The organism is Bradyrhizobium huanghuaihaiense (genome assembly GCF_025200885.1).
In the GTDB taxonomy this organism is placed as follows: domain Bacteria; phylum Pseudomonadota; class Alphaproteobacteria; order Rhizobiales; family Xanthobacteraceae; genus Bradyrhizobium; species Bradyrhizobium huanghuaihaiense.
In genome coordinates this window covers 743172-766880 of record NZ_CP104172.1, presented here as the reverse complement: position 1 = coordinate 766880, position 23709 = coordinate 743172, and the positions used below count along the sequence as shown (strand labels likewise).

At 64.8% G+C, this 23709-nt stretch carries 23 protein-coding genes; 14 read left to right on the top strand and 9 right to left on the bottom strand.

From position 1 onward, the window contains the following. The first annotated feature begins 15 nt into the window (after positions 1-15). The 4 genes from N2603_RS03605 to N2603_RS03590 all read left to right on the top strand — a co-directional run bounded on the left by N2603_RS03605 (position 16) and on the right by N2603_RS03590 (position 3185). Entirely contained in the window at positions 16-1815 is a 1800-nt protein-coding gene (locus tag N2603_RS03605) for a sensor histidine kinase (protein WP_311741111.1), read from the top strand. After that, on the top strand, positions 1812-2261 hold the full coding sequence (locus tag N2603_RS03600) for an HPr kinase/phosphorylase (RefSeq protein WP_260387722.1): 450 nt from the start codon (positions 1812-1814) through the stop codon (positions 2259-2261). The genes N2603_RS03605 and N2603_RS03600 overlap by 4 nt, the downstream gene beginning before the upstream one ends. A gap of 208 nt (positions 2262-2469) precedes the next feature. Beyond that, on the top strand, positions 2470-2871 hold the full coding sequence (locus N2603_RS03595) for a PTS sugar transporter subunit IIA (protein WP_007597752.1): 402 nt from the start codon (positions 2470-2472) through the stop codon (positions 2869-2871). Continuing rightward, positions 2868-3185 (top strand): HPr family phosphocarrier protein, encoded by a 318-nt coding sequence (locus tag N2603_RS03590; RefSeq protein WP_018646749.1) that lies wholly within the window; start codon positions 2868-2870, stop codon positions 3183-3185. Before N2603_RS03595 ends, N2603_RS03590 begins: the two co-directional genes overlap by 4 nt. Before the next feature lie 118 nt (positions 3186-3303). On the opposite strand, the gene N2603_RS03585 is transcribed toward N2603_RS03590, so the two are convergent. The 3 genes from N2603_RS03585 to N2603_RS03575 form a co-directional block, all read right to left on the bottom strand. Beyond that, positions 3304-4929: a glycosyltransferase family 39 protein gene (locus N2603_RS03585; RefSeq protein WP_260387721.1), complete on the bottom strand. Its 1626-nt coding sequence runs from the start codon at positions 4927-4929 to the stop codon at positions 3304-3306. Positions 4930-5015: 86 nt separating this feature from the next. Further along, positions 5016-5687 carry a M15 family metallopeptidase gene (locus N2603_RS03580; RefSeq protein WP_260387720.1) on the bottom strand — a complete coding sequence of 224 codons (672 nt, stop codon included), beginning with the start codon at positions 5685-5687 and terminating at the stop codon, positions 5016-5018. Positions 5688-5782: 95 nt separating this feature from the next. Continuing rightward, complete coding sequence (locus N2603_RS03575) at positions 5783-7141, bottom strand: caspase family protein (RefSeq protein WP_260387719.1); 1359 nt, start codon at positions 7139-7141, stop codon at positions 5783-5785. Positions 7142-7358: 217 nt separating this feature from the next. Here N2603_RS03575 and lepA point away from each other — a divergent pair, with 217 nt between their 5' ends. The 7 genes from lepA to N2603_RS03540 all read left to right on the top strand — a co-directional run bounded on the left by lepA (position 7359) and on the right by N2603_RS03540 (position 13631). After that, positions 7359-9170: a translation elongation factor 4 gene (gene lepA / locus N2603_RS03570; RefSeq protein ID WP_260387718.1), complete on the top strand. Its 1812-nt coding sequence runs from the start codon at positions 7359-7361 to the stop codon at positions 9168-9170. A 431-nt stretch (positions 9171-9601) separates the two neighbouring features. Beyond that, entirely contained in the window at positions 9602-10822 is a 1221-nt protein-coding gene (locus tag N2603_RS03565) for an MFS transporter (RefSeq protein WP_260387717.1), read from the top strand. Continuing rightward, the gene (locus N2603_RS03560) at positions 10803-11435 is read left to right on the top strand and encodes a GNAT family N-acetyltransferase (RefSeq protein WP_260387716.1); all 633 of its coding nucleotides are present in this window, start codon (positions 10803-10805) and stop codon (positions 11433-11435) included. The genes N2603_RS03565 and N2603_RS03560 overlap by 20 nt, the downstream gene beginning before the upstream one ends. A gap of 115 nt (positions 11436-11550) precedes the next feature. Next, positions 11551-11931 carry a nuclear transport factor 2 family protein gene (locus tag N2603_RS03555; protein WP_260387715.1) on the top strand — a complete coding sequence of 127 codons (381 nt, stop codon included), beginning with the start codon at positions 11551-11553 and terminating at the stop codon, positions 11929-11931. 104 nt (positions 11932-12035) lie between these two features. Next, positions 12036-12731: a helix-turn-helix transcriptional regulator gene (locus N2603_RS03550; RefSeq protein WP_260387714.1), complete on the top strand. Its 696-nt coding sequence runs from the start codon at positions 12036-12038 to the stop codon at positions 12729-12731. Positions 12732-13150: 419 nt separating this feature from the next. Further along, on the top strand, positions 13151-13333 hold the full coding sequence (locus N2603_RS03545; protein WP_260387713.1) for a hypothetical protein: 183 nt from the start codon (positions 13151-13153) through the stop codon (positions 13331-13333). A gap of 70 nt (positions 13334-13403) precedes the next feature. Continuing rightward, the gene (locus N2603_RS03540) at positions 13404-13631 is read left to right on the top strand and encodes a hypothetical protein (protein ID WP_211409510.1); all 228 of its coding nucleotides are present in this window, start codon (positions 13404-13406) and stop codon (positions 13629-13631) included. A gap of 181 nt (positions 13632-13812) precedes the next feature. On the opposite strand, the gene N2603_RS03535 is transcribed toward N2603_RS03540, so the two are convergent. The 4 genes from N2603_RS03535 to N2603_RS03520 all read right to left on the bottom strand — a co-directional run bounded on the left by N2603_RS03535 (position 13813) and on the right by N2603_RS03520 (position 16842). Continuing rightward, positions 13813-14130, bottom strand: a complete 318-nt coding sequence (locus N2603_RS03535) for a hypothetical protein (protein WP_145832161.1) — start codon at positions 14128-14130, stop codon at positions 13813-13815. Positions 14131-14402: 272 nt separating this feature from the next. After that, entirely contained in the window at positions 14403-15092 is a 690-nt protein-coding gene (locus N2603_RS03530) for an aspartate/glutamate racemase family protein (RefSeq protein ID WP_260387712.1), read from the bottom strand. Between the two features lie 82 nt (positions 15093-15174). Further along, complete coding sequence (locus tag N2603_RS03525; RefSeq protein WP_026312571.1) at positions 15175-15588, bottom strand: SRPBCC family protein; 414 nt, start codon at positions 15586-15588, stop codon at positions 15175-15177. 300 nt (positions 15589-15888) lie between these two features. Next, a complete protein-coding gene (locus N2603_RS03520; protein ID WP_260387711.1) occupies positions 15889-16842 on the bottom strand; it encodes a tetratricopeptide repeat-containing protein in 954 nt (317 codons plus the stop codon). Between the two features lie 346 nt (positions 16843-17188). Here N2603_RS03520 and N2603_RS03515 point away from each other — a divergent pair, with 346 nt between their 5' ends. After that, complete coding sequence (locus tag N2603_RS03515; RefSeq protein WP_260387710.1) at positions 17189-18340, top strand: acyl-CoA dehydrogenase family protein; 1152 nt, start codon at positions 17189-17191, stop codon at positions 18338-18340. Between the two features lie 236 nt (positions 18341-18576). Here N2603_RS03515 and N2603_RS03510 read toward each other — a convergent pair whose 3' ends face one another. Continuing rightward, positions 18577-20745, bottom strand: coding sequence for an EAL domain-containing protein (locus N2603_RS03510; protein ID WP_260387709.1), 2169 nt, complete (start codon positions 20743-20745; stop codon positions 18577-18579). 389 nt (positions 20746-21134) lie between these two features. Beyond that, a complete protein-coding gene (locus tag N2603_RS03505) occupies positions 21135-21554 on the bottom strand; it encodes a L,D-transpeptidase (RefSeq protein WP_260387708.1) in 420 nt (139 codons plus the stop codon). A 170-nt stretch (positions 21555-21724) separates the two neighbouring features. On the opposite strand from N2603_RS03505, the gene mepA reads away from it, so the two are divergent. Next, positions 21725-22669 carry a penicillin-insensitive murein endopeptidase gene (gene mepA / locus N2603_RS03500; protein WP_260387707.1) on the top strand — a complete coding sequence of 315 codons (945 nt, stop codon included), beginning with the start codon at positions 21725-21727 and terminating at the stop codon, positions 22667-22669. Positions 22670-23180: 511 nt separating this feature from the next. Then, complete coding sequence (locus tag N2603_RS03495; protein ID WP_260387706.1) at positions 23181-23684, top strand: hypothetical protein; 504 nt, start codon at positions 23181-23183, stop codon at positions 23682-23684. Positions 23685-23709 lie beyond the last annotated feature (25 nt).

The following is a 23709-nucleotide window of genomic DNA, read 5'->3' as shown; positions in this document are numbered from 1 at the left end:
ACGCGGGCATAAGCATTGCTGGACCGAACGCAGCCTGACACGAACCAGAGCGCCGGGGATATCGCATCCGACGGCGCTCCGGAGCGCGTCGTCGAAGACAAGCCGCAGGGATGGCGGCCGCTGAACTGGCTCAAGCGCGCCGGGCAGTTCTTCTTCGCGCTGTCCTTCTCGAGCCTGACCCGCCGCATCGTCTCGCTCAACCTCGCCGGCCTCGTCGCGCTGGTCGCCAGCATCCTCTATCTGTCGCAATTCCGCGCCGGCCTGATCGACGCGCGTGCGCAGAGCCTGCTGGTGCAGGCCGAGATCATCGCCGGCGCCATCGCGGCCTCTGCGACCGTGCAGACCAACGCCATCACCATCGACCCCGACCGGCTGCTCGACCTCAAGCCGGGCGAGACCTATGGCGGCTCGGACGACTATTCGCCGCTGGATTTCCCGATCAATCCGGAGCGCGTGGCGCCGGTGCTGCGCACGCTGATCTCGCCGACCAAGACGCGCGCCCGCATCTACGATCCGAACGGCAGCCTGCTGCTCGACAGCCGCAACCTCGAAAACGTGCTGCGCTTCCCGCTGCCGCCGCTGTCGGCCGAGAAGCCCGGCGTGGTCGAGCGCGGCATGGTCGCGGTGCGCACCTGGCTGAACCGCGGCGACCTGCCGCTCTATCGCGAGCTCGGCCCCGAGAACGGCAATGGCTATGCCGAAGTCGGCGATGCGCTGCAGGGCCAGAAGCGTTCGATGGTGCGGGTCAATGCGCGCGGCGAGGTGATCGTCTCGGTGGCCGTGCCCGTACTGCGCTCGCGCGCCATCCACGGCGCGCTGATGCTGTCCACCCAGGGCGACGACATCGACCAGATGGTCACCGCCGAGCGCCTCGCCATCCTGAAGGTCGGCGGCGTCGCGGCCGCGGTCATGATCATGCTGTCGCTGCTGCTCGCCAGCACGATCGCCGGTCCCGTGCGCCGGCTCGCCGACAGCGCCGAGCGCGTCCGCCGCCGCATCAAGACCCGCGTCGAGATCCCCGACTTCACCCGCCGCCGCGACGAGATCGGGCATCTCTCCGGCGCGTTGCGCGACATGACCAACGCGCTCTACAGCCGCATCGAGGCGATCGAGATGTTCGCCGCCGACGTCGCGCATGAACTGAAGAACCCGCTGACCTCGCTGCGCTCCGCGGTCGAGACGCTGCCGCTGGCGCGCAACGAGAACAGCCGCGCGCGCCTGCTCGAGGTGATCGAGCACGACGTCAAGCGGCTCGACCGCCTGATCTCCGACATCTCCGACGCCAGCCGTCTCGATGCCGAGTTGCAGCGGCAGGATGCGATTCCGGTCGACATCAGGCGCCTGCTCGGCACGCTGGTCTCCGTCGCCAACGAAACCAAGCTCGGTCACGACGTCGCGGTCGAGGCCCGTTTCGAGGGGCGCGGGCCGACCGACACGTTCGCGGTGACCGGCCACGATTCTCGGCTCGGACAGGTGGTCTCCAACCTGCTCTCCAACGCGCAGTCCTTCTCCGAAGCCGGCAACAAGGTGCGCCTCACCTGCCGCCGCGTCCGCGGAGAGATCGAGATCGTGGTCGACGATGACGGCCCCGGCATTCGCGATGACGCGCTGGAGCGCATCTTCGAGCGCTTCTACACCGATCGTCCGCATCAGGGCTTTGGCCAGAACTCCGGCCTCGGGCTCTCGATCTCCAAGCAGATCGTCGACGCCCATGGTGGACGCATCTGGGCGGAGAATCGCGCAGGCCCGGCGGACGACGAGGGCATTCCGACAATTGCCGGCGCGCGCTTCGTGGTGAGACTGCCGGCGCTATGAGCGACGGCGGGCCCAGCGTGCACGCCTCCGCCGTCAAGGTCGGACAGATCGCAGTTCTGATCCGCGGTCCCTCGGGCTCCGGCAAGTCGCGCCTTGCCTTCGATTTGATCATGGCGGGGCGGTCAGGCCTGCTCGAAAGGGCCGTTCTGGTCGGTGATGACCGTGTCCATCTGGCGACAGTCGGCAACGAAATTGAGGTCCGCCCCGCGCCTCCGCTGGCCGGCCTGATCGAGATCCGAGGCCTCGGAATCCGCCGCTGCGACTTCGTGGAGCATGCGACCGTCGGCCTCGTGGTCGATCTGGATGCTGAGGACGCGGAGCGGCTGCCTGCGGCCGAATCCCTGAAAACAAGCATTTTCGGTGTGGAAATACCGCGAATCCCCGTCAGCCGCGACTATTCGCCCCTCCCTTTGGTTGTCGCGGCCTTGACCACTACCAAGAGTTAACCTTCTGCTAAGCCCTCAGGCGATTGTTTGAAGGGAAATGGTAACCATATGAACCCCACTATCGCGACCGAGTAGACCGGCGCAGCTCCCCTCATCCATCCGTCTAGATTCAGGGAGATACGCAACATCCCCTCTTGCGCGGGGGCTCTGGATGGTCAAAGTGGCGCGTTCGTGCGGTGCACCAAAAGCGCCCGCGAGGAGTTTTCCGATGATTGGTCTAGTACTTGTGACCCACGGGCGCCTTGCCGACGAATTCAAGGCAGCGCTTGAACATGTCATGGGCCCACAAAAGCAAATCGAAGCGATCACGATCGGCGCCGAAGATGATTCCGATCTCTGCCGAAGCGATATCATCGAGGCGGTTAACCGCGTCGATTCCGGCGATGGCGTTGCGATCCTCACCGACATGTTCGGCGGCACGCCGTCGAACCTCGCAATATCCTGCATGAGCCGGCCCAAGGTCGAAGTGCTCGCAGGCATCAACCTGCCCATGCTGGTGAAGCTCGCCAAGGTGCGCGAGGAGCGTCCGCTGCCGGACGCGATCGCGATGGCCCAGGAAGCTGGCCGCAAGTACGTCACCATCGCCAGTCGCGTGCTCGCCGGCAAATGAGCGACGACGCGCCACAAGCGGCGACAGGCGTGCCCGCGGGCGCGATCTCCAAGGAGCTCCTGATCATCAACAAGCGCGGCCTGCACGCGCGCGCCTCGGCGAAATTCGTCCAGGCGGTCGAGCGCTTCAACGCGCAAGTGTGGGTGACGCGCGGCGGCGAGACTGTCGGCGGCACCTCGATCATGGGCCTGATGATGCTCGCCGCGGGGCCGGGCACGACGATCACCGTCGCCGCGACGGGTGATGACGCGGAAGCCGCGCTTGCGGCGATCACGGAGCTGGTTGAGAGCAAGTTCAACGAGGAAGGGGTCTGAGCCACACGCTCAGTGCCGTAGGGTGGGCAAAGCGAAGCGTGCCCACGACTTTTCTGGCGATTATCGAGAGATGGTGGACACGGCGCGTCGCGCCTTTGCCCACCCTACGGCACCTTCGCTATTTCGCCGGCGGCGCGATGTAGATATTCCAGCTCATCGACGGGCCGGCCTTGCCGTGGGTGAAACGGCGCGTCGTCATCACGATGCGCTCGGCGTTGGGCGCAGTCTCCGACACCCATTTCTCGAAGGCCGGCAGGCGGCCGTCGGTCGGGTCGAACACGCCGATGAAGCCGTACTTCTTCACGTCGTCGCGCGAGGTCAGGCCGGAATCCCAGGCCTCTAACGGCAGCAATGCGGACGGATGATCCGGGCTGTAGAACACCAGCGGCTGGATCTGCTCCATCGTGCCGGCGACGACGGCCCAGCGCGAGCCGAAGCGGGTGTGCCAGGCCTGGGTCAATTCGCGCGCGAGCTCCGAGCGCGCGCCATAGATCTGTGCGTTGCCTGCATTGGCGGCCATCTCGCGCGCGGCGATCCAGGGCGAGGCCGCGAGCGTCGCGACGCTGAGCACGAGCCAGATCGCGGCGATGTTGAACAGCACAGCGCTCTGCACCCGCAGCGCCGGAATCGCGACCAGCGCTAACGGCACCAGGAAGAACAGCGAGATGCCCCAGTCGGTCTTCATGTAGATGCTGAAGGCCAGCGCGCCGAGCGGCGGGCCGACCGCGACGATGATCTGGACGATCCAGATATTCAGCGCCTGCGCAACATTGACGCCCGGATTGGCGCCGCGCGCCCAGGCGCGCGTGACGATGCGCGACGGCGCACGCACGAGCAGCTCGAGCCACGGCGGCACCCACGCCATGGCGAGCGCGGCCAGCGCCACCGGCAGCGCCAGCAACGCGAAATTATGCAAGGCGTAACCGGCCACGAGCTGATGCACGAGACGCGCGTCATCGAGGCTGTAGGTGTCGCCGGCATAGGTCAGCGGCACGAAATGCGCCTCCGCGAGCCAGACGATGTGCGGGATCATCGCCACGACCATCGTCGCGATCGCCACCCACGGCGCCGGCGAGGAGAGGAACTTCATCCGCTCCGGATGGATCAGCGCGGCAAGGCCGATGGCGCCGATCATGGTCAGCACCCAATATTTGGTCATCAGCGCCAGCGCGCCGGCAAGGCCGAGCCAGATGCCGGACTGCCAGCTCCGCTTCTCGAAGGCGTTGAGATAAGCGAGCACCAGCAGGGGCAGCGTGACGAGCTGGAGCAGGTCGGGGTTGTACTTGAAGCCCTTGAAATTGAAGATCGGATAGAGCGCGACCATCACCACGACCAGGAACGCGCGGCGCGCATCCACCACGCGCAAGGCAACCAGCCAGCAGATCACCATGCCGATGCCGACCGTCGTCATCGCCAGCGCATAGGTCGCCCAGTCGGTCGCGGGGAACATCTTGAACCAGAGGCCGGCGACCCAGCCCGACAGCGGCGGGTGCTTGCCATAGCCCCAGAGGAATTTCTGGCCCCAGCCCCAGGCTTCTGCGACGTCCATGTGAACGTCCTGCGCCGCCTTCAGATTGACCAGGATGAAGGTCCAGAGCACGCCATGCAGGATGGCGAGCTGGATCACCAGCCAGAGACGGGCCTCAGGCCGGATCGCGCAGGCGACCAGCCAGGCGCGGAAGCGGTCATAGCTCACCCGGACTTTTGCGCGCGGTCGGGAGGAAGAGATCGAGGTCGTGGACATGGGCGCTTGCGTAGCGCGTTTTGCGCCTGAGTGAAATCAGCTTGGCGTGAATGAATGACCGCCTGGCGCACGGAAACGATGCGGGATCACCGGGCCAGCAGTTCCGGGCGATACTCAAAATGCATCGTGTCGTAGTGATACCATTTCCCACCCCAGATGAAGCCGTGGCGCTCGAAGATATCGACGATCTCCTGTGGCATCCTGTTCTTGTAGGGGATGGATTTTCCGCGGCCCGCCCACAGCCAATAGTCGGAATATTTCAGGTTCAGATCGATCGCGACGGCATAGCCGTGCATGCTCATCTTGCCGGTATCGGCGACGGGCCGGCACGACAGCACGCCGGCGATCGGAAAGGCCGCGGCCCTCAGCGCCGGATCGAGCTTGTCGATCTCCGCGGACACCTCCTTGAGCCGGTCGGCCACGCCATTGATCCGCGTCACCTGGACCGCCTTCCCCCATGATCGCGGCAGCCAGGTGATGGTCACGAGATTGCGCTGTATCGCTCCATTGCGGCAGTCGCCATACATCTTCTTGAAGAACGCTTCGTTCCGGAATCGTCCGGGATCGGCGTTCACCGCGGGCGGCGCGGAGGCGCCGACGGGATAGGGCAAGCGGAGCTGGTCGATGACCGAAGCATTGCGCAGGCGCTGATCAAACGATTTGTCGTCGATGCCATCGTCCACCGACATCGCGGTGCCATCGCGCCAAAATATCTGCTTGCCGTCGTGACTGGAGAGAAAGTCCGGGTAGGCACGCACCAGCCGATCAAGAAGCTCCGTCCTGGATTGGGCGCACGCCGGGACGGACGCAGCCACGAGAACGACGATAACTTGTGCCGCCCGCAACGCAATCGTCATCGACGCTTGCCGGCCTGATCGAGCAGCGCAACGTTCGCCTCCTCGATCGAATTGAGCTTTGGATTCCATGTGCTCGGCGAATACCACGGGAAACGTTCGAAACGGGCCTTGAGATCGGCCGCCTCGAAATACCGCCCCCGCCGCGCGAAGATCTCGTTCCGCGCTATACGGAGATCGTCGTTGGAAAGCCCGCGCAGGTCTGCGACCGTCAGCAGCCGCCGATCCGAATCGGGAAAGATGAAGCCGCTTTGCGCCGGCCCGCCGGCTTCATAGCGATCGATCAAGGCGATATTCGCCTTCTCGACGGCGTTCAACTGGGGGTCCCAGGTGTGGGGCGCGTACCAGGCGAACTTGCTGAACCTCGCGGTCAGATCGGGCGAGTTGAAGTAGCGCCCTCGCCGCGCAAAGATCTCGTTGCGCGCAAGGCGCAGATCGTCCTTGCTCAGCGTCCTCAGATCACCATCGGCAAGCAGCCGGCTATCCGAATCCGGAAACAGGAAATCCGATTGGGTTCTCGTAACCGGGGCTGTGGACGGCGGCAGGTTCGCAGGAGGCGTCGTGACCGGTGCCGGCACGTTGAGTGCCGCGACCTGCCCTGCTGGCGCGCCTGAAAAATAGAACGATCCATCGATCGGCGAGCTGGAGACCCAGGGCTGCTGGTTGCTGCCGGTCGCGCGCTTGACGGCGAGTCCCACCTGATTGAACGTCTGGAGCACGTCCAGACCGGGGCGCTGCATCGTCTCGACCAGTGCCCGTGTGTAAGGGCTATGTCCGTCGGACCCGTCGAGCGCGACGTTGCCGGGCTGCGTGGCATAGGAGAGCAGCGTTCCCTCCGGCGCCCGGATCTGCGCCAGGCCGCCGTCGGAGGCGCGCAAGCCCCGTCCGCCAAACGGGTTGTTCCTGCACGCATCGAGAATGACGATGTTCAGCTTGGTTCCTGCGCCGTCCATCTGCCGAAGGACCAAAGCGGCGTCGACCATCTGGAAATCGACGTCGGTCTCGCGCGTCGGATTCGCGGTGATCGGCACGAGATAGTTGGTCCCGCGGACCTGGATGCCGTGGCCGGCGTAATAGAACAGGGCCACGTCGGCACCGATCAACTGGTTGCCGAAGCGCTGGACCGCCGCGTCGAAGCTCGCCTTGTCCAGCTCGACCTGGGCGCCGCCGCCGACCAGCGTGAAGCCAAGCTTCTGCAACGTGTCGGCCACCAGCAGCGCGTCGTTCCGGGGATTTTCCAGCCGCGACACGCTCTGGTAGGCGGAATTGCCGATGACGAGGGCGACGCGCTTTTCAGCCGCGGCCGGGAAGGCGAAACACGCTGCAAACAACAAGGCGAAAAGACGCTTCCAACACATTGCCTATTTCCGTGACAGAAAGCCGGAAAGCTAGCAGAGCCGCCCCCTGAAATCGATGGCGGGGAGGCCGAGATTGCGGCGGCATCACGAATCGACGTCGCCCCCCCCGGACCGGCTGAGCGGGCTGGCTGCCCCCGTCCCGGACGCACCCCCGTGCGGTCGCGGGAAGGCCAAGTGAATGGTTGCCGCACGGGGATGTGAGTGGTATCCCGCGCCCATGACGACCGTCCCCATTTCCAACATCCGCAATTTCTCCATCGTCGCCCATATCGACCATGGCAAATCGACGCTGGCCGACCGCCTGATCCAGATGACCGGCGGCCTCTCCGACCGCGAGATGGCGGGCAAGGAGCAGGTGCTCGATTCCATGGACATCGAGCGCGAGCGCGGCATCACGATCAAGGCGCAGACGGTGCGCCTCGCCTACCGCGCCAAGGACGGCAAGGATTACATCTTCAACCTGATGGACACGCCCGGCCATGTCGACTTCGCCTACGAGGTCTCGCGGTCGCTGGCGTCGTGCGAAGGTTCCCTCCTCGTGGTCGATGCCAGCCAGGGCGTCGAAGCGCAGACGCTCGCCAACGTCTACCAGGCGCTCGACAACAACCACGAGATCGTCCCGGTCCTGAACAAGGTCGACCTGCCCGCGGCCGAGCCCGAGAAGGTCAAGCAGCAGATCGAGGACGTCATCGGCATCGACGCGTCCGACGCGGTGATGATCTCGGCCAAGACCGGCCTCGGCATCCCCGACGTGCTGGAAGCCATCGTCACCCGCCTGCCGCCGCCGAAGGGCGATCGCGAGGCGACGCTGAAGGCACTGCTGGTCGACAGCTGGTACGACGTCTATCTCGGCGTCGTCGTGCTGGTGCGCATCGTCGACGGCACGATGAAGAAGGGCCAGCGCGTGCGCATGATGGGCACGGGCGCGGCCTACGACGTCGAGCGCGTCGGCTTCTTCACGCCGAAGATGCAGCAGGTCGACGAGCTCGGCCCCGGCGAGATCGGCTTCATCACCGCCGCGATCAAGGAAGTCGCCGACACCCGCGTCGGCGACACCATCACCGACGACAGGAAGCCGGTGGCGGACATGCTGCCCGGCTTCAAGCCGGCGATCCCCGTGGTGTTCTGCGGCCTGTTCCCGGTCGACGCCGACGACTTCGAGACGCTGCGCGCCGCGATGGGCAAGCTGCGCCTCAACGACGCCAGCTTCTCCTTCGAGATGGAGACATCCGCCGCGCTCGGCTTCGGCTTCCGTTGCGGCTTCCTCGGGCTGCTGCACCTCGAGATCATCCAGGAGCGACTGTCGCGCGAGTTCGATCTCAACCTGATCGCGACCGCGCCGAGCGTCATCTACAAGATGAAGCTCACCGACGGCACCGAGCTCGAGATCCACAATCCCGTCGACATGCCCGACGTGGTGAAGATCGAGGAGATCCAGGAGCCCTGGATCGAGGCGACGATCCTGACGCCGGACGAATATCTCGGCAGCGTGCTGAAGCTGTGCCAGGACCGCCGCGGCTCGCAGAAGGAGCTGACCTACGTCGGCGCCCGCGCGATGGTGAAATACGACCTGCCGCTCAACGAGGTCGTGTTCGACTTCTACGACCGGCTGAAGTCGGTCTCCAAGGGCTACGCCTCGTTCGACTACCATCTCACCGACTACAAGCCGGCCGATCTCGTCAAGATGCAGATCCTGGTCAATGCCGAGCCGGTCGATGCGCTCTCGATGCTGGTGCATCGCACCCGCGCCGAAGGCCGCGGCCGCGCCATGGTCGAGAAGATGAAGGAGCTGATTCCGCCGCACATGTTCCAGATCCCGATCCAGGCGGCGATCGGCGGCAAGGTGATCGCCCGCGAGACGGTGCGCGCGCTGCGCAAGGACGTCACCGCAAAATGCTACGGCGGCGACATCACGCGTAAACGAAAACTTCTGGAGAAGCAGAAGGAAGGCAAGAAGAAGATGCGGCAGTTCGGCAAGGTCGACATCCCGCAGGAAGCTTTTATTGCCGCGCTGAAGGTGGATAGCTGAGGCGGACGCTGAAGCTGTTTCACGAATCCATTCGCCGATGCCATGCCCGGGTTTGCCCCCGGGCATTTGCATTTTGGACGCTGCCGAGACGTCGTGCATAGGCGGAGTAAGCAAAAAGATCGAAAACAACCCCATGCACAGTAGCCGGGAGTTTGTTTGGATTGAGTTTTTCGATTTTCGGAATTCAATTTGCTCCGTCGGGCAAAACAGGGGCATAATGCAATCATCGCGGTGTGTGGCACATCGTCATTCCGGGGCTCGGCGCGAGGCAGGAATGACGATGCGGCGAACGCCTTGATCATCGCGACGGAAGAGACCGCGCTCACGGCAGAGCGGCAAATCGCGCATCGCGGGTCACCTTGCCCTTCACCGGCAGATGGGCCACCATCCCCGTGCGCAGTATCAACAAAACCAAAAGCGCGAGGAAACGCATGAGCAAGCCATCAGGCTTCGACTATGGCTGGGTCATTGTCGCCGCGGGTGCGCTGATGACGTGTGTCGGATTCGGCACAATGCTGTCGCTCGCGGTGTTTCTGCAGCCGATCTCGGAGGCGATGGGGTGGTCGCGCGCCGGCGTGTCGGCCGCCGCGACGCTGGATTTCCTCTGCATGGGGTTTGCCGCGTTCCTGTGGGGCACGCTGTCGGACCGGTTTGGCACTCGTATCGTGGTCCTCGCGGGAAGCGTTCTGCTGGGGATCGGTCTCATCGCCGCGAGCCAGGCGACAAGCCTATGGCAATTCCAGCTCTCCTTCGGCGTGCTGATCGGCATTGCCGCCGGCAGCTTCTACGCGCCGATGATGGCGCTGGCGAGCGCATGGATCGAGAAGAACCGCAGCCTTGCGGTGGCGCTGGTCTCCGCCGGCATGGGCGTGTCGCCGGTGACGATCGCGCCAACCGCGAGCTGGCTGATCACGGCCTATGACTGGCGCACTGCGATGCTGGTGATCGGCTGTGCTGCGTGGGCGCTGCTGATCCCGGCCTGCTTCCTGGTGCGTCCGGCGCCGGCAACGACGGGCGCCACCGCTGCAGATGCCGCGCCGGAAGTCGAGCTGACCGCGGCGCAGGCGCTGCGCACGCCACAATTCATCGCGCTCGCAGCGGCGCATTTCGCCTGCTGCGCCGCGCATTCCGGCCCGATCTTCCACATGGTGTCCTATGCGATGGTGTGCGGCATCGCCCCACTCACCGCGGTGACGGTCTACAGCGTCGCCGGCGTCTCTGGCCTCGGCGGACGCCTGCTCCTGGGCGCGCTCGCCGACCGCATCGGTGCAAAGCCCGTGCTGGTCGGCGGCCTGTTCGTGCAGGCAATGTGCATCGCGACCTATCTTGCGGTCGCCCAGCTCGGCGAATTCTACGCGCTCTCGGTCGTGTTCGGCCTCGCCTATGGCGGCGTGATGCCGCTCTATGCGGTGCTGGTGCGCGAATTCTTTGGCGCGCGCATCATGGGTACGGTGTTCGGCGCGGTGTCGGCCTTTGCCAGCCTCGGCATGGCGCTCGGACCCTGGGCCGGCGGCCTCGTGTTCGACAATTTCCAGCAATACACATGGCTGCACGTCGGCTCCTTCGCGATCGGGCTTGCCGCCGTCGCAGTGGCGCTCAGCTTCCCGACCAAACGCAGGCAGCAACTCGACCTTGGCCGCGCTGCGGCGTGACGAGGCAACGCTTGAACAGGCTGCAAAGGCTTTCGGCGGGGTCGACATTCCCCCAGAGCTTTTTTGCCGCTATCAGACCCGCCTTCGCTCTTCGAGCTACGGCGGACGAACTCCGTATCCGGCCAAGGCAGTTCTGACCGTATCTGATAAGGCTCCAAGGGTGATGGACCTCAAGCTCGAACCAATAGTCGACAAATTACCCGCTGGCTTCGCTGACCTGGAGGCGGATGCAACAGCGGATGGCCATCGGCAAATGACGCGCCTGGCCGCTGAGTTGACAGAGACCCCCGCCATTTTTCATGCAGCATACGCCTGCTATCTCGGCGGCAGACTCGCGGGTATCGGTGCGATGACCAACGAACCTGCACCGACAGGGCAACCGACGTGGAGAATGCGACGGTTCTACGTGCATCGCGAATTCAGACGGCGCAATGTTGCCTACACCATTGCCATGGCGCTGTTGCAGGACGCGACCGGAAGCGTTTCCACCATGACTGTCCATGCAGGCAATCAGGCTGCAGCGCAGTTTTGGGAGGCGATTGGATTTAGCCGCGTTGTCGGTCTGGCCTGGTCCCACCAAAGAACGATGCTCGACACGACTGCCCGCATATGAGGTCGACGGCAGGTCCGGGTTGGCAGTCCCGGCAGCGCCGATTTTCTACTGCCAGAATCTGTCACTGCCCCGCGCTAGGCCTTCTTTCAGTGCACCAATCACTGAAAGGAAGACCATGAATACCCAAAGCAGCGGCGAGGCAGTGCAGATCGCCAACACCTATGTCGAGGCCATCGCCCGCAAAGACGTCGATACGGTCATCTCCATCTCGGCGGACGACATCGTTTGCACATCACCGCGCGGGCGGATCGTCGGGACCTCGACGTTTCGCGAGTTCCACGGCGGCTTTGCCCGCATGCTCCAGAAGGTGACGCTCCTTGCGACTTACGGCGACGATCAGCAGGCTGTTGTCGTCTACAACGCGGACACCCATCCGGTTGCCAACGCCATCGTCGCGGAGCTCCTCAAGGTGAGGGACGGCAAGATCGTGTCGACCGAGGTGATCTACGATGCCGCGCCGTTTGCCGCCTACGCGGCGACGGTCCAACCGCGCTAGGAATCCGGTCCAACTCATCAGGCGGCGCGGCTGCCCGAAGCCGTGCCGCCATTCTGCGGTAGATTGCTGCCAATCTTTGGCAGGATACCTGCTAGACTTGCAGCATGTCCAAGAGCCAGCGGCTGTTCGACCTCATGCAGATCCTGCGGCGGCACCGTCATCCGGTGTCGGGCAGCAATCTGGCTGCCGAGGCGGGCGTCTCGCTGCGCACGATCTATCGCGACATCGCCGAGCTGCAGGCGCTGGGCGCGCAGATCGAGGGCGAAGCCGGTCTTGGTTATGTGCTGCAGCCCGGCTTTCTCCTGCCTCCGCTGATGTTCTCCGAGCAGGAAATCCAGGCCCTGGCGCTCGGCGCGCAGTGGGTGTCTCGCCAGACCGATGAAGAGTTCGCGCTGGCAGCGCGTAATGCGCTCGCGAAAATCGGCGCCGTGCTGCCGTCAGAGCTGCGGCACAAGATCGACGACAATGCATTTCATGTCGCGCACAGGCCGAAGCAACCCGAAGCCGTCGATCTCCGCCTTGTGCGCCAGGCCATGCGCGACCAGCACAAGCTTTCCATCGTGTATCGCGATCCGAACGGCGCGAAGACCACCCGGACGATCTGGCCGATTGGCGTCGCCTTTTTCGAATCCCGGCGCATCCTGGCCGGCTGGTGTGAAATGAGGAAGGATTTTCGCTCCTTCCGGGCGGATCGGATCGAAAAGCTCCGGCTCAAGACCGAACGTTATCCCGGCCGCCGGCGCGACCTCGTCAAGCAATGGCGGACCCAGGTCGACGCAGCCAGGCGTAGGATGGGTTGAGCTCTTGCGAAACCCATCGCCCTGCCGGGCGGACGGAGTATCTCTTACTTCTCGTTAGCTCGACCCGATTGTGGGGATGAGCTTGATGGGTTTCGCTTCGCTCTACCATCCTACGAGCTTCGAGCTACGGCGGACAAGCCGCGCGGCCCATCCGCCCCCGTCCCATCAGGTTGCGCCCGAGGAACCATCCAGGATGGACATCGTTCTACGCCAGTGGAGGTCCCTGATGATTCACGAGCGGGAACAACACGACGTTTGAGCGGGTCGATACAAGGAAGGCTGGCAACGAGACCCCGCCCGGTACGACGGGCCTCGCAAGCCACATCCGCCACTGGACCGCGCACCAGGCCAGCTTTGTCAGGTAGATGAGCGGCCCATATCCTGCCGGTCGGTGAGAACCTCCGGATAGGAGCAACAACATGACGCCACATCTCCTTGAGGAATTCACTGGATTGATCGACTGGCGTTGCTTCGTGATCGTGGGCAACACGATGCCGCCCCGAGATCCCGATGAAGACGAGGATGCGGACGAAGACGACGACGGCGACGACGAGCACCGAGATGATGAAGCGCCGGTCGTGCGCGAGCCGGACGAAGAGTAAGCAGGATGCTTCTCGAAGGGGCTTTCCGCGGGGAGCAACCGCTCGGCGTTGACTGAGCAGGAGGACGAGCATGACCCTCATATGGCTTGGTGCGCTCCTGGTTTTCGTCGGCGTGCTCCAGATGGCATTCCAGCCGATCTGGCGAGGCCGGCTGAGCGGCACCAAGCGGCTTCGCTCCGGACTTGACACGCTGGAACCTACAGCGCCGGGCAGCGGCTTCGGCATCAAATCGAACTGGCCCGGCCTCGTGCTGGTCGCGGTTGGCGGCGCTTCCCTGCTGGCCGCAGCTGTCATCTGAGAGCTCGGATGGGTTGAGCTTCCGCGACACCCATCGCCCCGACGCGGGCACGCAATATCCGGTAATCCTTGTTAGCTCGATCCAATTGCGAGAATGAAGCTTGATGGGTTTCGCGTCCGCCTTCGCTCTTCGAGCTACGGCGGATAAGCCGCGCGACCCATCGAGCTACGAGCCAAGGGTTCTATTTCGGCGCGCTGGTCTGGCCACCCGAACCCGTGGTCTGCTCACTTCCCGGTCGACCCGGAGGATGCGCAGCAGCACCTGGCTTGTCTTGGTCGGCCACGTATCCGGACTCTCCGGAGTTGCGGGTCTTGATCCCTTTGTCCGCATCACGCTGCATCTGCTCGTTGGGCTCGCCAGTCTTGAGCCCCTGGTCTACATCACGGCGCATCTCCTCCTTGGTTTGCTCACTGGGTGCGGCCTTTTGCTGTTGGGCCGTTGCCTGGAAGGTCATTGCGCTTCCGGCAACGACAATCAACGCGAGAATTGCTGTTCGCATGCTTCTCCTCCACGGCTTGCTCCGGCCCCTAAACACGCGAACTTCCCAAGGTTTTTCTTGTTCCAATCGCCATTGCCGAAAGGCGCATCTCGCGATCAGTCGCAGGTTGGCAAAGCGACTTGTCCGCCGTAGCTCGAACGGCGAAGGCAGAAGCGTGCCCACCAAATTGTGTGCCGTCGGGAAGAGTGGTGGGCACGGCGCTCTGCGCCTTTGCCCACCCTACGAAAGCTGCAATCCCGGCCTTGGATGGCAAACGTCCAACGAGATCATCATCACCCGATGGCGAAATCGGCCGCCGCCTCGGCGTGGATGGCGGTCGTGTCGAATGTTTCGACCGTTGTGTCGCCCTGTCCGACCAGCATCGTGATCTCGGTGCAGCCGAGGATGATGCATTCGGCGCCGGCGGCGACGAGCGCCGCCATCACGTCCTGATAGCGGCGACGCGAGGGGGCGGTGACATTTCCGAGGCACAGCTCGTCGTAGATGATCCGGTTCACGTCCGCTCGTGCGCCTTCGGAAGGAACCAGGACGTCGAGATCATGGGCGCGAAGCCGGTCGATGTAAAACTCCTCCTCCATCGTGAACCTGGTGCCGAGCAGCCCAACCCGCCGGTATCCCTTCGCCCGGATGCGCTGCGCGGTCGCGTCGCCGATGTGGATGAAGGGAATGGTCAGGCTCGACGTGATGTCGGGCGCCAATTTGTGCATCGTGTTCGTGCACAGCACGATGGCGCGCGCGCCGGCGTCCTCGAGACGCCGCGCGACCTCCGCGAGGCTGCTTGCGGCCTCCCGCCAGCGGCCGGCATACTGCATCTCCTTGATCTCCTGGAAATCGTAGGAATAAAGCAGCAGCGGAGCCGAATGCAGCTTGCCCAGACGGTCGCGGACGCGCTCGTTGATGAGCTTGTAGTAGAGCGCGGTGCTCTCCCAGCTCATGCCTCCGATCAGGCCAATGGTTCGCATCCCTGCGTCTCCGGAACAATTGCGCGATGGGATCGTAGACGAAGACGCGGAAGCCCGCCAAGGCTCCGCGCCCTGCACACCCTCACGACGTCTTCTTCGCCGCGACGTAGCGTGCGAAATTGTCGAGGATGGCCTGCCAGCCGCCTTGCTGCTGCTCGACAGAGTGCGTCGGTTCGCTGTCGAAGACGACGCGGACGACGACGCCCTTCGGACCGGGGACGAACTCGACTTCGGCCTTGCGATCGCCGAACGCATATTCGATCAGCTTGTGCTCGACGATCGTCGTGTAGGTGCCGGCGAAGTCAAAGCCCATGCTGCCGTCCTTGGCCTCCATGCGTGAGGAGAAAGCGCCGCCCTCGCGCAGGTCGACCGTGGCCCTGGTCGTGTGCCAGTCGTCGGACGCGGCGTTCCACTTCACGATATCGGCGGGTGTCGTATAGGCACGCCAGACCTGATCGATGGGGGCGGCGACGCTGGTTTCGACGGTGATCCTCATGGGCATTGCTCCAGTTGCGACTTTGACGGCTCGAATTGACGAAATCACGTCACGTGTCTCGGGTCCATATCTCCAGCACGTCCGGGGACGTGTCCACCCAAGGACGATCGAGACCGGTCCTTGCCGACATGGTCCGGCCGTCAATGCGCCAAAAAAGTTGGAAAAGTGTCGCAAGGTGGCAAAGCGACTTGTCTGCCGTAGCTCAAAGAGCGAAGGCGGAAGCGTGCCACAAACTTGTGTGCCGTCGGGAAGAGTGGCGGGCACGGCGCTCCGCGCCTTTGCCCACCCTACGAAAGCTATTCAGATCGGCCTTGTCTTGCCGCGGATGGCCATCGAACGCTTGAAGATCTGCTGGGCATCGGCATAGCGGCCCTGATCCTTGTAGAGACCGGCGAGGTTATCGAGGACACCGGCGAGATCCGGATGGTTGGGACCGAGAGTCTTCTCGAACGTGGCCACCGACCGCTTGAACAGCCGCTCGGCCTCGGCGTTACGCCCCTGACGCGCATAGAGCGCAGCCAGATTGTTCTGCGCCTGCGCGATATCGGGATGATCGGGACCGTACGCCTTTTCGGTCACCACCATCGACCGCTTCAGCAGCCGCTCTGCATCCGCATAGCGATGCCGCTGAATGTAGGCATCGGCCAGATTGTTCATCAGCACCGTGGCTTCGGGATCGTCGGGGCCGAGCGCTTTCTGCAGCACGGCCAGTCCCCGCTTGAACAGCGGTACAGCCTGGTCGTATCGGCCCTGATTGCTGTAGGCGGCGCCGAGGTTGCTCAACGCCAGCACGAGCGACGGATCGTTGGTTTTCTCGCCAATGGCGATCGACCGCTTGAGAAGCGGCTCCGCTTCCGCGTAGCGCTCTTCGGCGCGAAAGAGATCGCCCAGATTGTTCAGCACCATTGCGACTTCCGCATGATTCGGACGCAGCGTCTTCTCCCGGATGGCCAGCGCGCGCTTGTACAGCGGCTCGGCAACGGCGTATTGGCCGAGATTGTAATGGATCGTGCCGAGGTCGTTCAGCGGCATCGCGACGTGCGCGTCATCGGGGCCAAACTCCTTCTCGCGAAGGGCCAGCGACTTCTGGGCCAGCGGCAGCGCTTCCGTGTACTTCCCCGCCCGATAAAGCTCCTTCATCTGCCGCGTGAGCGTGCCCGCCTCATCCTCCTGGCCGTAGGATGGCGCGCCGAACGACAGGCTCAAGGCAAGCGCGGCGACTGCAACGCAGATCGATGCTTTCAGGGTCCTCATCGCGCCTTCCCTCGTCGCTTCTATCGGGACTTACGAGCCGTTGGTGCTCCCGGAAGCCGGACAGGTTCAATGCAGCCGCGGCGCGACGGCCAATCACCGGCCGGTCGCCAGGTTCCGGCCAGGAGGTTCGGATCGCGGGCATTAGCGTGATCGCAGCAGTCGTTTGACCGAACGAGAGCGGGACGGGTTGAGGATTGAACGTCCTCGCGCGCGAAATCAATCAAGCAGGTCACGGGATGGCTTGGGCTCCGAAGCGATAGCCGCACCATCTTGATCCTCCCCGCCAAATAGACCACCATCGCACCCCCAAGACCGCTCACAGCAGAAGGGGCGAGGAAACGCAGCAATGAATGCAGCTCCCGGCGTCGGCCTGGTCGAACGTGCCCGCGCGCTCGCGCCGCTGATCGCGGGCGAAGCCGCCGAGATCGAACGGACGCGGCGGCTGACGCCTGCCGTGGTCTCCGCCCTCATCGAGAACGGGTTTTATCGCGCGCTGCTGCCGCAGAGCCTCGGCGGCAGCGAGGCCGCGCCGGAAGCATTCATGCAGATGCTGGAGGAGATTGCGAAGGCGGATGCCTCCACCGCCTGGTGCCTCGGCCAATGCAGCGTCTGCGCGATGATCGCGGCCTGGCTCGATCACGACACCGCGCATGAGATCTTCAACACCGCGCCCGGCATCCTCGCCTGGGGCGCGATTGCGCATGAGGCGCGCGCGGTCGAGGGCGGCTATCGCGTCACGGCGCGCTGGGATTTTGCCTCGGGCTCGCGCCAGGCGAGCTGGCTGGGGGCGCATGTGCGTATCATCGGAAGCGACGGTGTGTCGCGCAAGAATGCCGACGGCTCGCCGGAGGTGCGGACCATTTTGTTTCCCGTCGCAAGCGCGACGCTGCACGACGTGTGGCAGGCAATCGGGCTCGCCGGCACCGGCACGGACTCCTATGAGGTAGCGGACCTCTTCATCCCTGAGCGCTTCACCGCGTTCCGCGACGTGTCGTCCGCGCTGCGCGAGCCGGGCCCGCTCTACAGGATCGGCACCGGCTCGACCTTCAGTCTCGGCTTTGCCGCGGTCTCGCTCGGCGTCGCGCGCGCCACGCTGGATGCCGCCATTGTGCTCGCGCGCGCAAAGCATCAGTCGCTGGCGGCCAGCGCCATGCGCGACAATCAGGCAGTCCAGGGACTGATCGGCCGCACCGAGGGCGATCTGCGCGCCGCGCGCGCCTATCTCTATGCCACGGCCAATGCGATGTGGCGCGACCTGGTCGCGACCGGCGAATTCAGCGCGGCGCAGCGCAGCGCAGTCCGGCTGGCGGCGACCTGGACCATCCATCAATCGGCAAAGGTGGTCGATACCGCCTATCACATGGCCGGTGCGACTGCGGTGTTCCGCAGCCAGCCGTTCGAGCGACGGTTTCGCGACATGCACGCGATCGCGCAGCAGATCCAGGCGCGGGATACGCATTACGAGGATGTGGGCAAGGCGATTTTGGCGGGGGGTTGAAGAGCAAGCAGCTCACTGAACCTCTCCCCGCCCTTTGCGGGGAGAGGTCGGATCGCGCAGCGATCCGGGTGAGGGGCAAGGCGAGATTTCGACCAGAGCAAAGGTCGATCCGACATGCATAATCGCGCGCACACAGTTTGAACGGAGTTCGCGGAGACGCCCCTCGCCCCACCCTCTCCCCGTAAGAACGGGGCGAGGGAGTGAGAGAGCGGCGCGTCCCTTACGTCAGTATCCGCTCACGCCACCAGCGCGGCGTCCTCGTCGGCGGCGTCGATGCCGCGCTGCGCCTGCAAGAGGCTGATGATCTCGAGATTGGGCCGGGCCTTGCTGAACAGAAAACCCTGGCCCTCGTCGCAGCCCTCAGTGCGGAGGCAGCTCAGCTCGGCTTCGGTCTCGACGCCTTCCGCGGTGATGGTGACGCCGAGGCCTTTGCCGAGGCTGACGATGGAGCGGATGATCGCCTGCGCCTCGCGATTGGCCCCGAGATCGCGCACGAAGGACTGGTCGATCTTGATCTTGTCGAAGGGGAAGCTGCGCAAATAGCTGAGGCTGGAATAGCCGGTGCCGAAATCGTCCATGGAGATGCGCACCCCGAGCGCCCGCAGCGCATGCAGCGTCGCCAGCACCTGCGCGCTCTTCTCGAGCAGCAGCGTCTCGGTGATCTCGAGCTCGAGCCGGCGCGGCGGCAGGCCGGAATGCTTCAGCGCGTCCGTCACCATGGAGAGCAGGTTGCCGCTGCGGAACTGCAGCGGCGACAGGTTGACGGCAACGCGGACGTCGTCCGGCCAGGTCGCGGCATCCAGGCACGCCCGGCGCAGCATCAGCCCGCCGAGCGGATTGATGAGGCCAGTGTCTTCCGCGACCGGAATGAACTCGGCCGGCGAGACCATGCCGCGCTCGGCATGGGGCCAGCGCACCAGCGCCTCGAAGCCGGTGATGCGGCCGCTCTGGAGGTCGATCAGCGGCTGGTAGTAGGGGCGCAGCACGTCGTTCTGGATCGCATCGCGCAGCTCGACCTCGATCTTGCGGCGGCTCTGCGCTTTGGCATCGAGCGCGGCCTCGAAGAAGGCGAAGGTGCCGCGCGCATCCTGCTTGGCCCGGGACAGCGCCATGTCGGCGCTCTTGAGCAGTTTTTCGGAATCATCGCCGTCGCCCGGCGCCATTGCGATGCCGATGGAGGCGCCGATCACCACGGAATGGCCGTCGAGCAGATAGGGATCAGAGATGGCCTCGAGCAGGCGTTTTGCCAGTCCCACAGCGTCTTCCGGCCGGGCCAGCCCGCTCTGCACGATCGCGAACTCGTCGGAGTTGAGGCGCGCCAGCGCGTCCTCCTCGCGCAAGGTGGAGCGCAGACGCTTGGCGACGCCGCGGAGCAGCTTGTCGCCGATCGCGTGTCCCAGCGTGTCGTTGACTGACTTGAAATTGTCGAGCCCCAGCATCAGCAGCGCGACCTTCTCGGCGCTGCGGCGCGTGTGCAGCAGCATCTCGTCGACCTGCTGGCGCAGGAGGTTGCGGTTGGGAAGGCCGGTGAGCCCGTCGTGCTGGGCCATGAAAGCGAGCCGCGCCTCGGCGCGCTTGCGCTCGGTGATGTCCATCAGCGCGAGCAGCACCGCGGGCCGCTCGGCATAGGTCAATTCGCGCGAATAGATTGCAAGGTCGATCAGCGCGCCGTCGGCCTTGACGTGCTTCCAGGTGCGGCCGGCCTGCTCCTCGCCGGTCACATCAATGGTCCAGGGCGGCTCGCTGTCGAAGGCCTGCAAGGAACGGATCGTCAGCTTCTCGAAGTCGCTACGGCTATAGCCATAATGCGCGATCGCGGCGTCGTTGACGCCGAGGATGCGCTCGTCGTCGAGCGCGCAGACGATCATGGGAACGGGATTGCCGTCGAACAGCAGACGGAACGAGGCTTCGCGCTGCTTCAGCTCGGTGATGTCGACGCGCAGGCCGACGACGCCGCCGTCGTCGGTCAGCCGCTCGTCGATCAGGATGACGCGGCCGTCCGCCAGCTTCTGCTCGTGACGTGCGCCGGGCTGATAGAGCTTTTGCAGCCGCTCGGCGATCCACTCGTCCTCGTGGCCTTCGGCCTCGGGATAGTCGCCGCGCGCGACGCCGACGCGCAGCGTGTCCTCGAGGCGCGCACCTTCGGCGAAGAGGTCGGCGGTCTTGCTGTAGATCTCGGCGTATTTCTTGTTCCAGAGGACGTAGCGGCCCTCGGCATCGAGAAACACGATGCCCTGCGGCAGGATGTCGATGGCCTGGCGCAGCCGCTCATGGGCCTTGCGCGCCTCCGCGATCGCGGCCTCCGCTTCCGCGCGGCTCTGCACGAGCTCGGCCTGTGCAACGGGCGAATGCGGCGCGCGCGCGAATCGCGGCTTGCGCAGCTGCCCGCCGGCCGCCGCAAGCACGTTACGCTTTCGCCTTTTTTGTTTTCGAGACCCCAAACTCAACGTCACATGTCCCAGTCGCGCCCTGTGGCCGCAAGTTTTGGGGCAAGTGTCTGAAAAAAAAGTAATCTTGGCCTCGGGATCGCCGCCGCTCGCCGGCACTCGTGCCTGTTTGCGAGGCGCAAAATGCGCCGACCGACGCGCCAAACCCATTCCGCCGTCGCGATCAGATGGCGCGCTGGCGCAAAATTACGCGCGCGCTTGAATCATTTCCGAAATCATGGCCGATTGCATGCGGACCGCGGCGTTCCCTCACTCCGCGCACGAATTTTGGTCAATGCAGGATACGGTTATCGCGCCGTTAAAATGCGGCCGGGCGACGCAAAAAAATTGCGATGCTCGACGATTCCCTAGTTGGAGATACGGATCGTCGTATTGCGTGCGCCCTCGCGCTGGATCAGCGCGAACAGGGTCGCCGCATGCGCCGGATGCAGGCGGATGCAGCCATGCGAGGCCGGTCCGCCCAGGCGCGAGAGGTCGGTGGTGCCGTGGATGGCGAAGCCGTGATGGAAGAAGATCGCGTGCGGCATCGGCGAATTGTAGTATTTGCGCGAGAAATAGCGCCGCATCATCGCCTGCGGATGGAAGGTGCCGCTCGGCGTGCCGTAGCCGCGGCGGCCGGTCGACACCGGCCAGGAGTAGCGCGGCGCGCCGTCGACGCGCACCGACATGCGCTGGGCTGATTTGTCGATGTCGACCCTGAGATCGGCCTGCGCCGGGGTCGCAATGAGCGGGGTCAGTACAAAAGCGGCCATTGCAAAAGCGGCCATGGCGGCCCGCCTCGCGAGCCGCGCCAAAACAAATGTCATGATAAAAGGCCCTTTGCCTCGAGGGCATGATGTCGCCAGCGGCTGGCGGCTGTAAAGACGCCGTGAGATCGCGCCCTCGCGACAAGCCTAATTCTTAACCCTGCCGCGGCGTTGGGTTATAATGACCGGGCATGAGTCCCCGCCGCATTACCCCTCTCCTGCTTGTCATGACGCTCCTGGCCGCCGGCGGCGCGCTGGCCCAGGACAAGGGCAGCGTCAACCCGAAGCCGCTGCCGCCGCTGGCCAATCCGAACGATCCGCATCTCGGCGCCAAGGAACTGTTCGCGCGAAAACTGCTGCCCTCGAAGGGGCCGGCGCATGTCATCGGCTCCTACACCAAGGGCTGCATCGGCGGCGCCGCGCAGATGCCGCTCAACGGCGACAATTGGCAGGTGATGCGGCTGTCGCGTAACCGCAATTTCGGCCATCCCGACATGATCGCGCTGATCAAGCGCCTTGCGGCCAGGGCCCACAAGGACGCGGGATGGCCGGGCATCCTGGTCGGCGACATCGCGCAGCCGCGCGGCGGGCCGGCGCTGTCGGGTCATGCCAGCCACCAGATCGGCCTCGACGCCGACATCTGGCTGACGCCGATGCCGGACCGCCGCCTCTCGCGTGAGGAGCGCGAGGAGATGTCGGCGGTGATGATGGTGCGCCAGGACCGGCTCGACATCGACCCGAAGGTGTTCACGCCTGCCCATGTGCTGGTGCTGCGCGACGCGGCGCAGGAGCCGGCGGTGCAGCGCATCTTCGTCAATGCCGCGATCAAGAAGGCGCTGTGCCGCGAGGCCAAGGGCGACCGCTCATGGCTGTCGAAGATCCGCCCCTGGTGGGGCCACGACTATCACTTCCACATCCGCATGCGCTGCCCGGCGGGCGCCGGCGAGTGCGAGGGCCAGCCGTCGCAGTCCGAGGACGAAGGCTGCAAGGACGCCGATCTCGGCTACTGGTTCTCGGACGCCGTGCTGCATCCCAAGCCGCCGCCGGAGCCGCCGAAGCCCAAACCGCCGATGACGCTGGCGCAGATGCCGGCGGCTTGCAAGGCCGTGCTGCATGCGGGCGATGCGAAGCCGTAGGGTGCGCTGCAGCCTACCAACCGCTGGCATCCCGGGGCGCGAAGCGAGCCCGGGACCCATAACCACAGGGAGTGGTTGTGGCGCGAGATGGCAACTCCGAATCCCGTAACCACACCCGCCTGTGGCTATGGATCCCGGATCTGCGCTCCGCTCCGCTGCGCTTGTCCGTGATGACGAGGGGAGATTGACGCTGCCGCCTCACCTTCAGCCGTCGTCCCGGCGAAGGCCGGGACCCATACTCCGAGGCGGAAGTTATCGAGCAAACCGGTAACTCCGGGTCTTCGCTAAACTTCTCCCTGTGGTTATGGGTCCCGGCCTTCGCCGGGACGACGCATGGAGAGATGGTGCCTACTCGCTTGTCCAGGACGACGAGTGGTTTGCACCACGCGAATGCGCTAACATGCCTCGCCGCCCAGCCGTAAGCCCGCGGCATCCCGGGATGCGCATCCCGTCTTTCAACAAGCCTGACCGCACGCCGCGCCTCCGCGCGTGGCCAACGATGGGATTCCACATGCGCGTCCTCACTATCCTTGCTGCGCTCCTGCTTAGCGCGACCTCCGCCCTCGCCGCCGAGGAGCCGAGCGGCTGCGACAAGTTCAAATGGCCGATCGAGCGCGAGCGCGCCGCGCTCACTGCGCCGGATCGGGCAAAACTCGCCTCGGGCGCCGAGCAGGCGGCCCTGCCCGCGTCAGCCATCACGCTGGGGCTGGTCGCCCCGAGTGACGCGAAACTGCCCTCGCCGCCGGAGCGGGCGCCGAAGGACGGCACCTTTGCCGGCTTCACCAGCATCAAGGCGCCGAAAGCGGGGCTCTATACGATCAGCCTGTCTTCGGGCGCCTGGGTCGACGTGGTCCAGGACGGCCATTTCCTCAAGCCCGTGGCTTTCAGCGGCGCGACCGATTGCGACGGCATCCGCAAGACCATGAAGTACGAGCTGTCGGCGCAGCCGCTTGTCCTCCAGGTCAGCGGCGCCAAGGACAATGCGCTCTCGATCGCGATCCTGCCGGCGCAGTAGATCCTTTGACCTGCGGCCTCAGCCT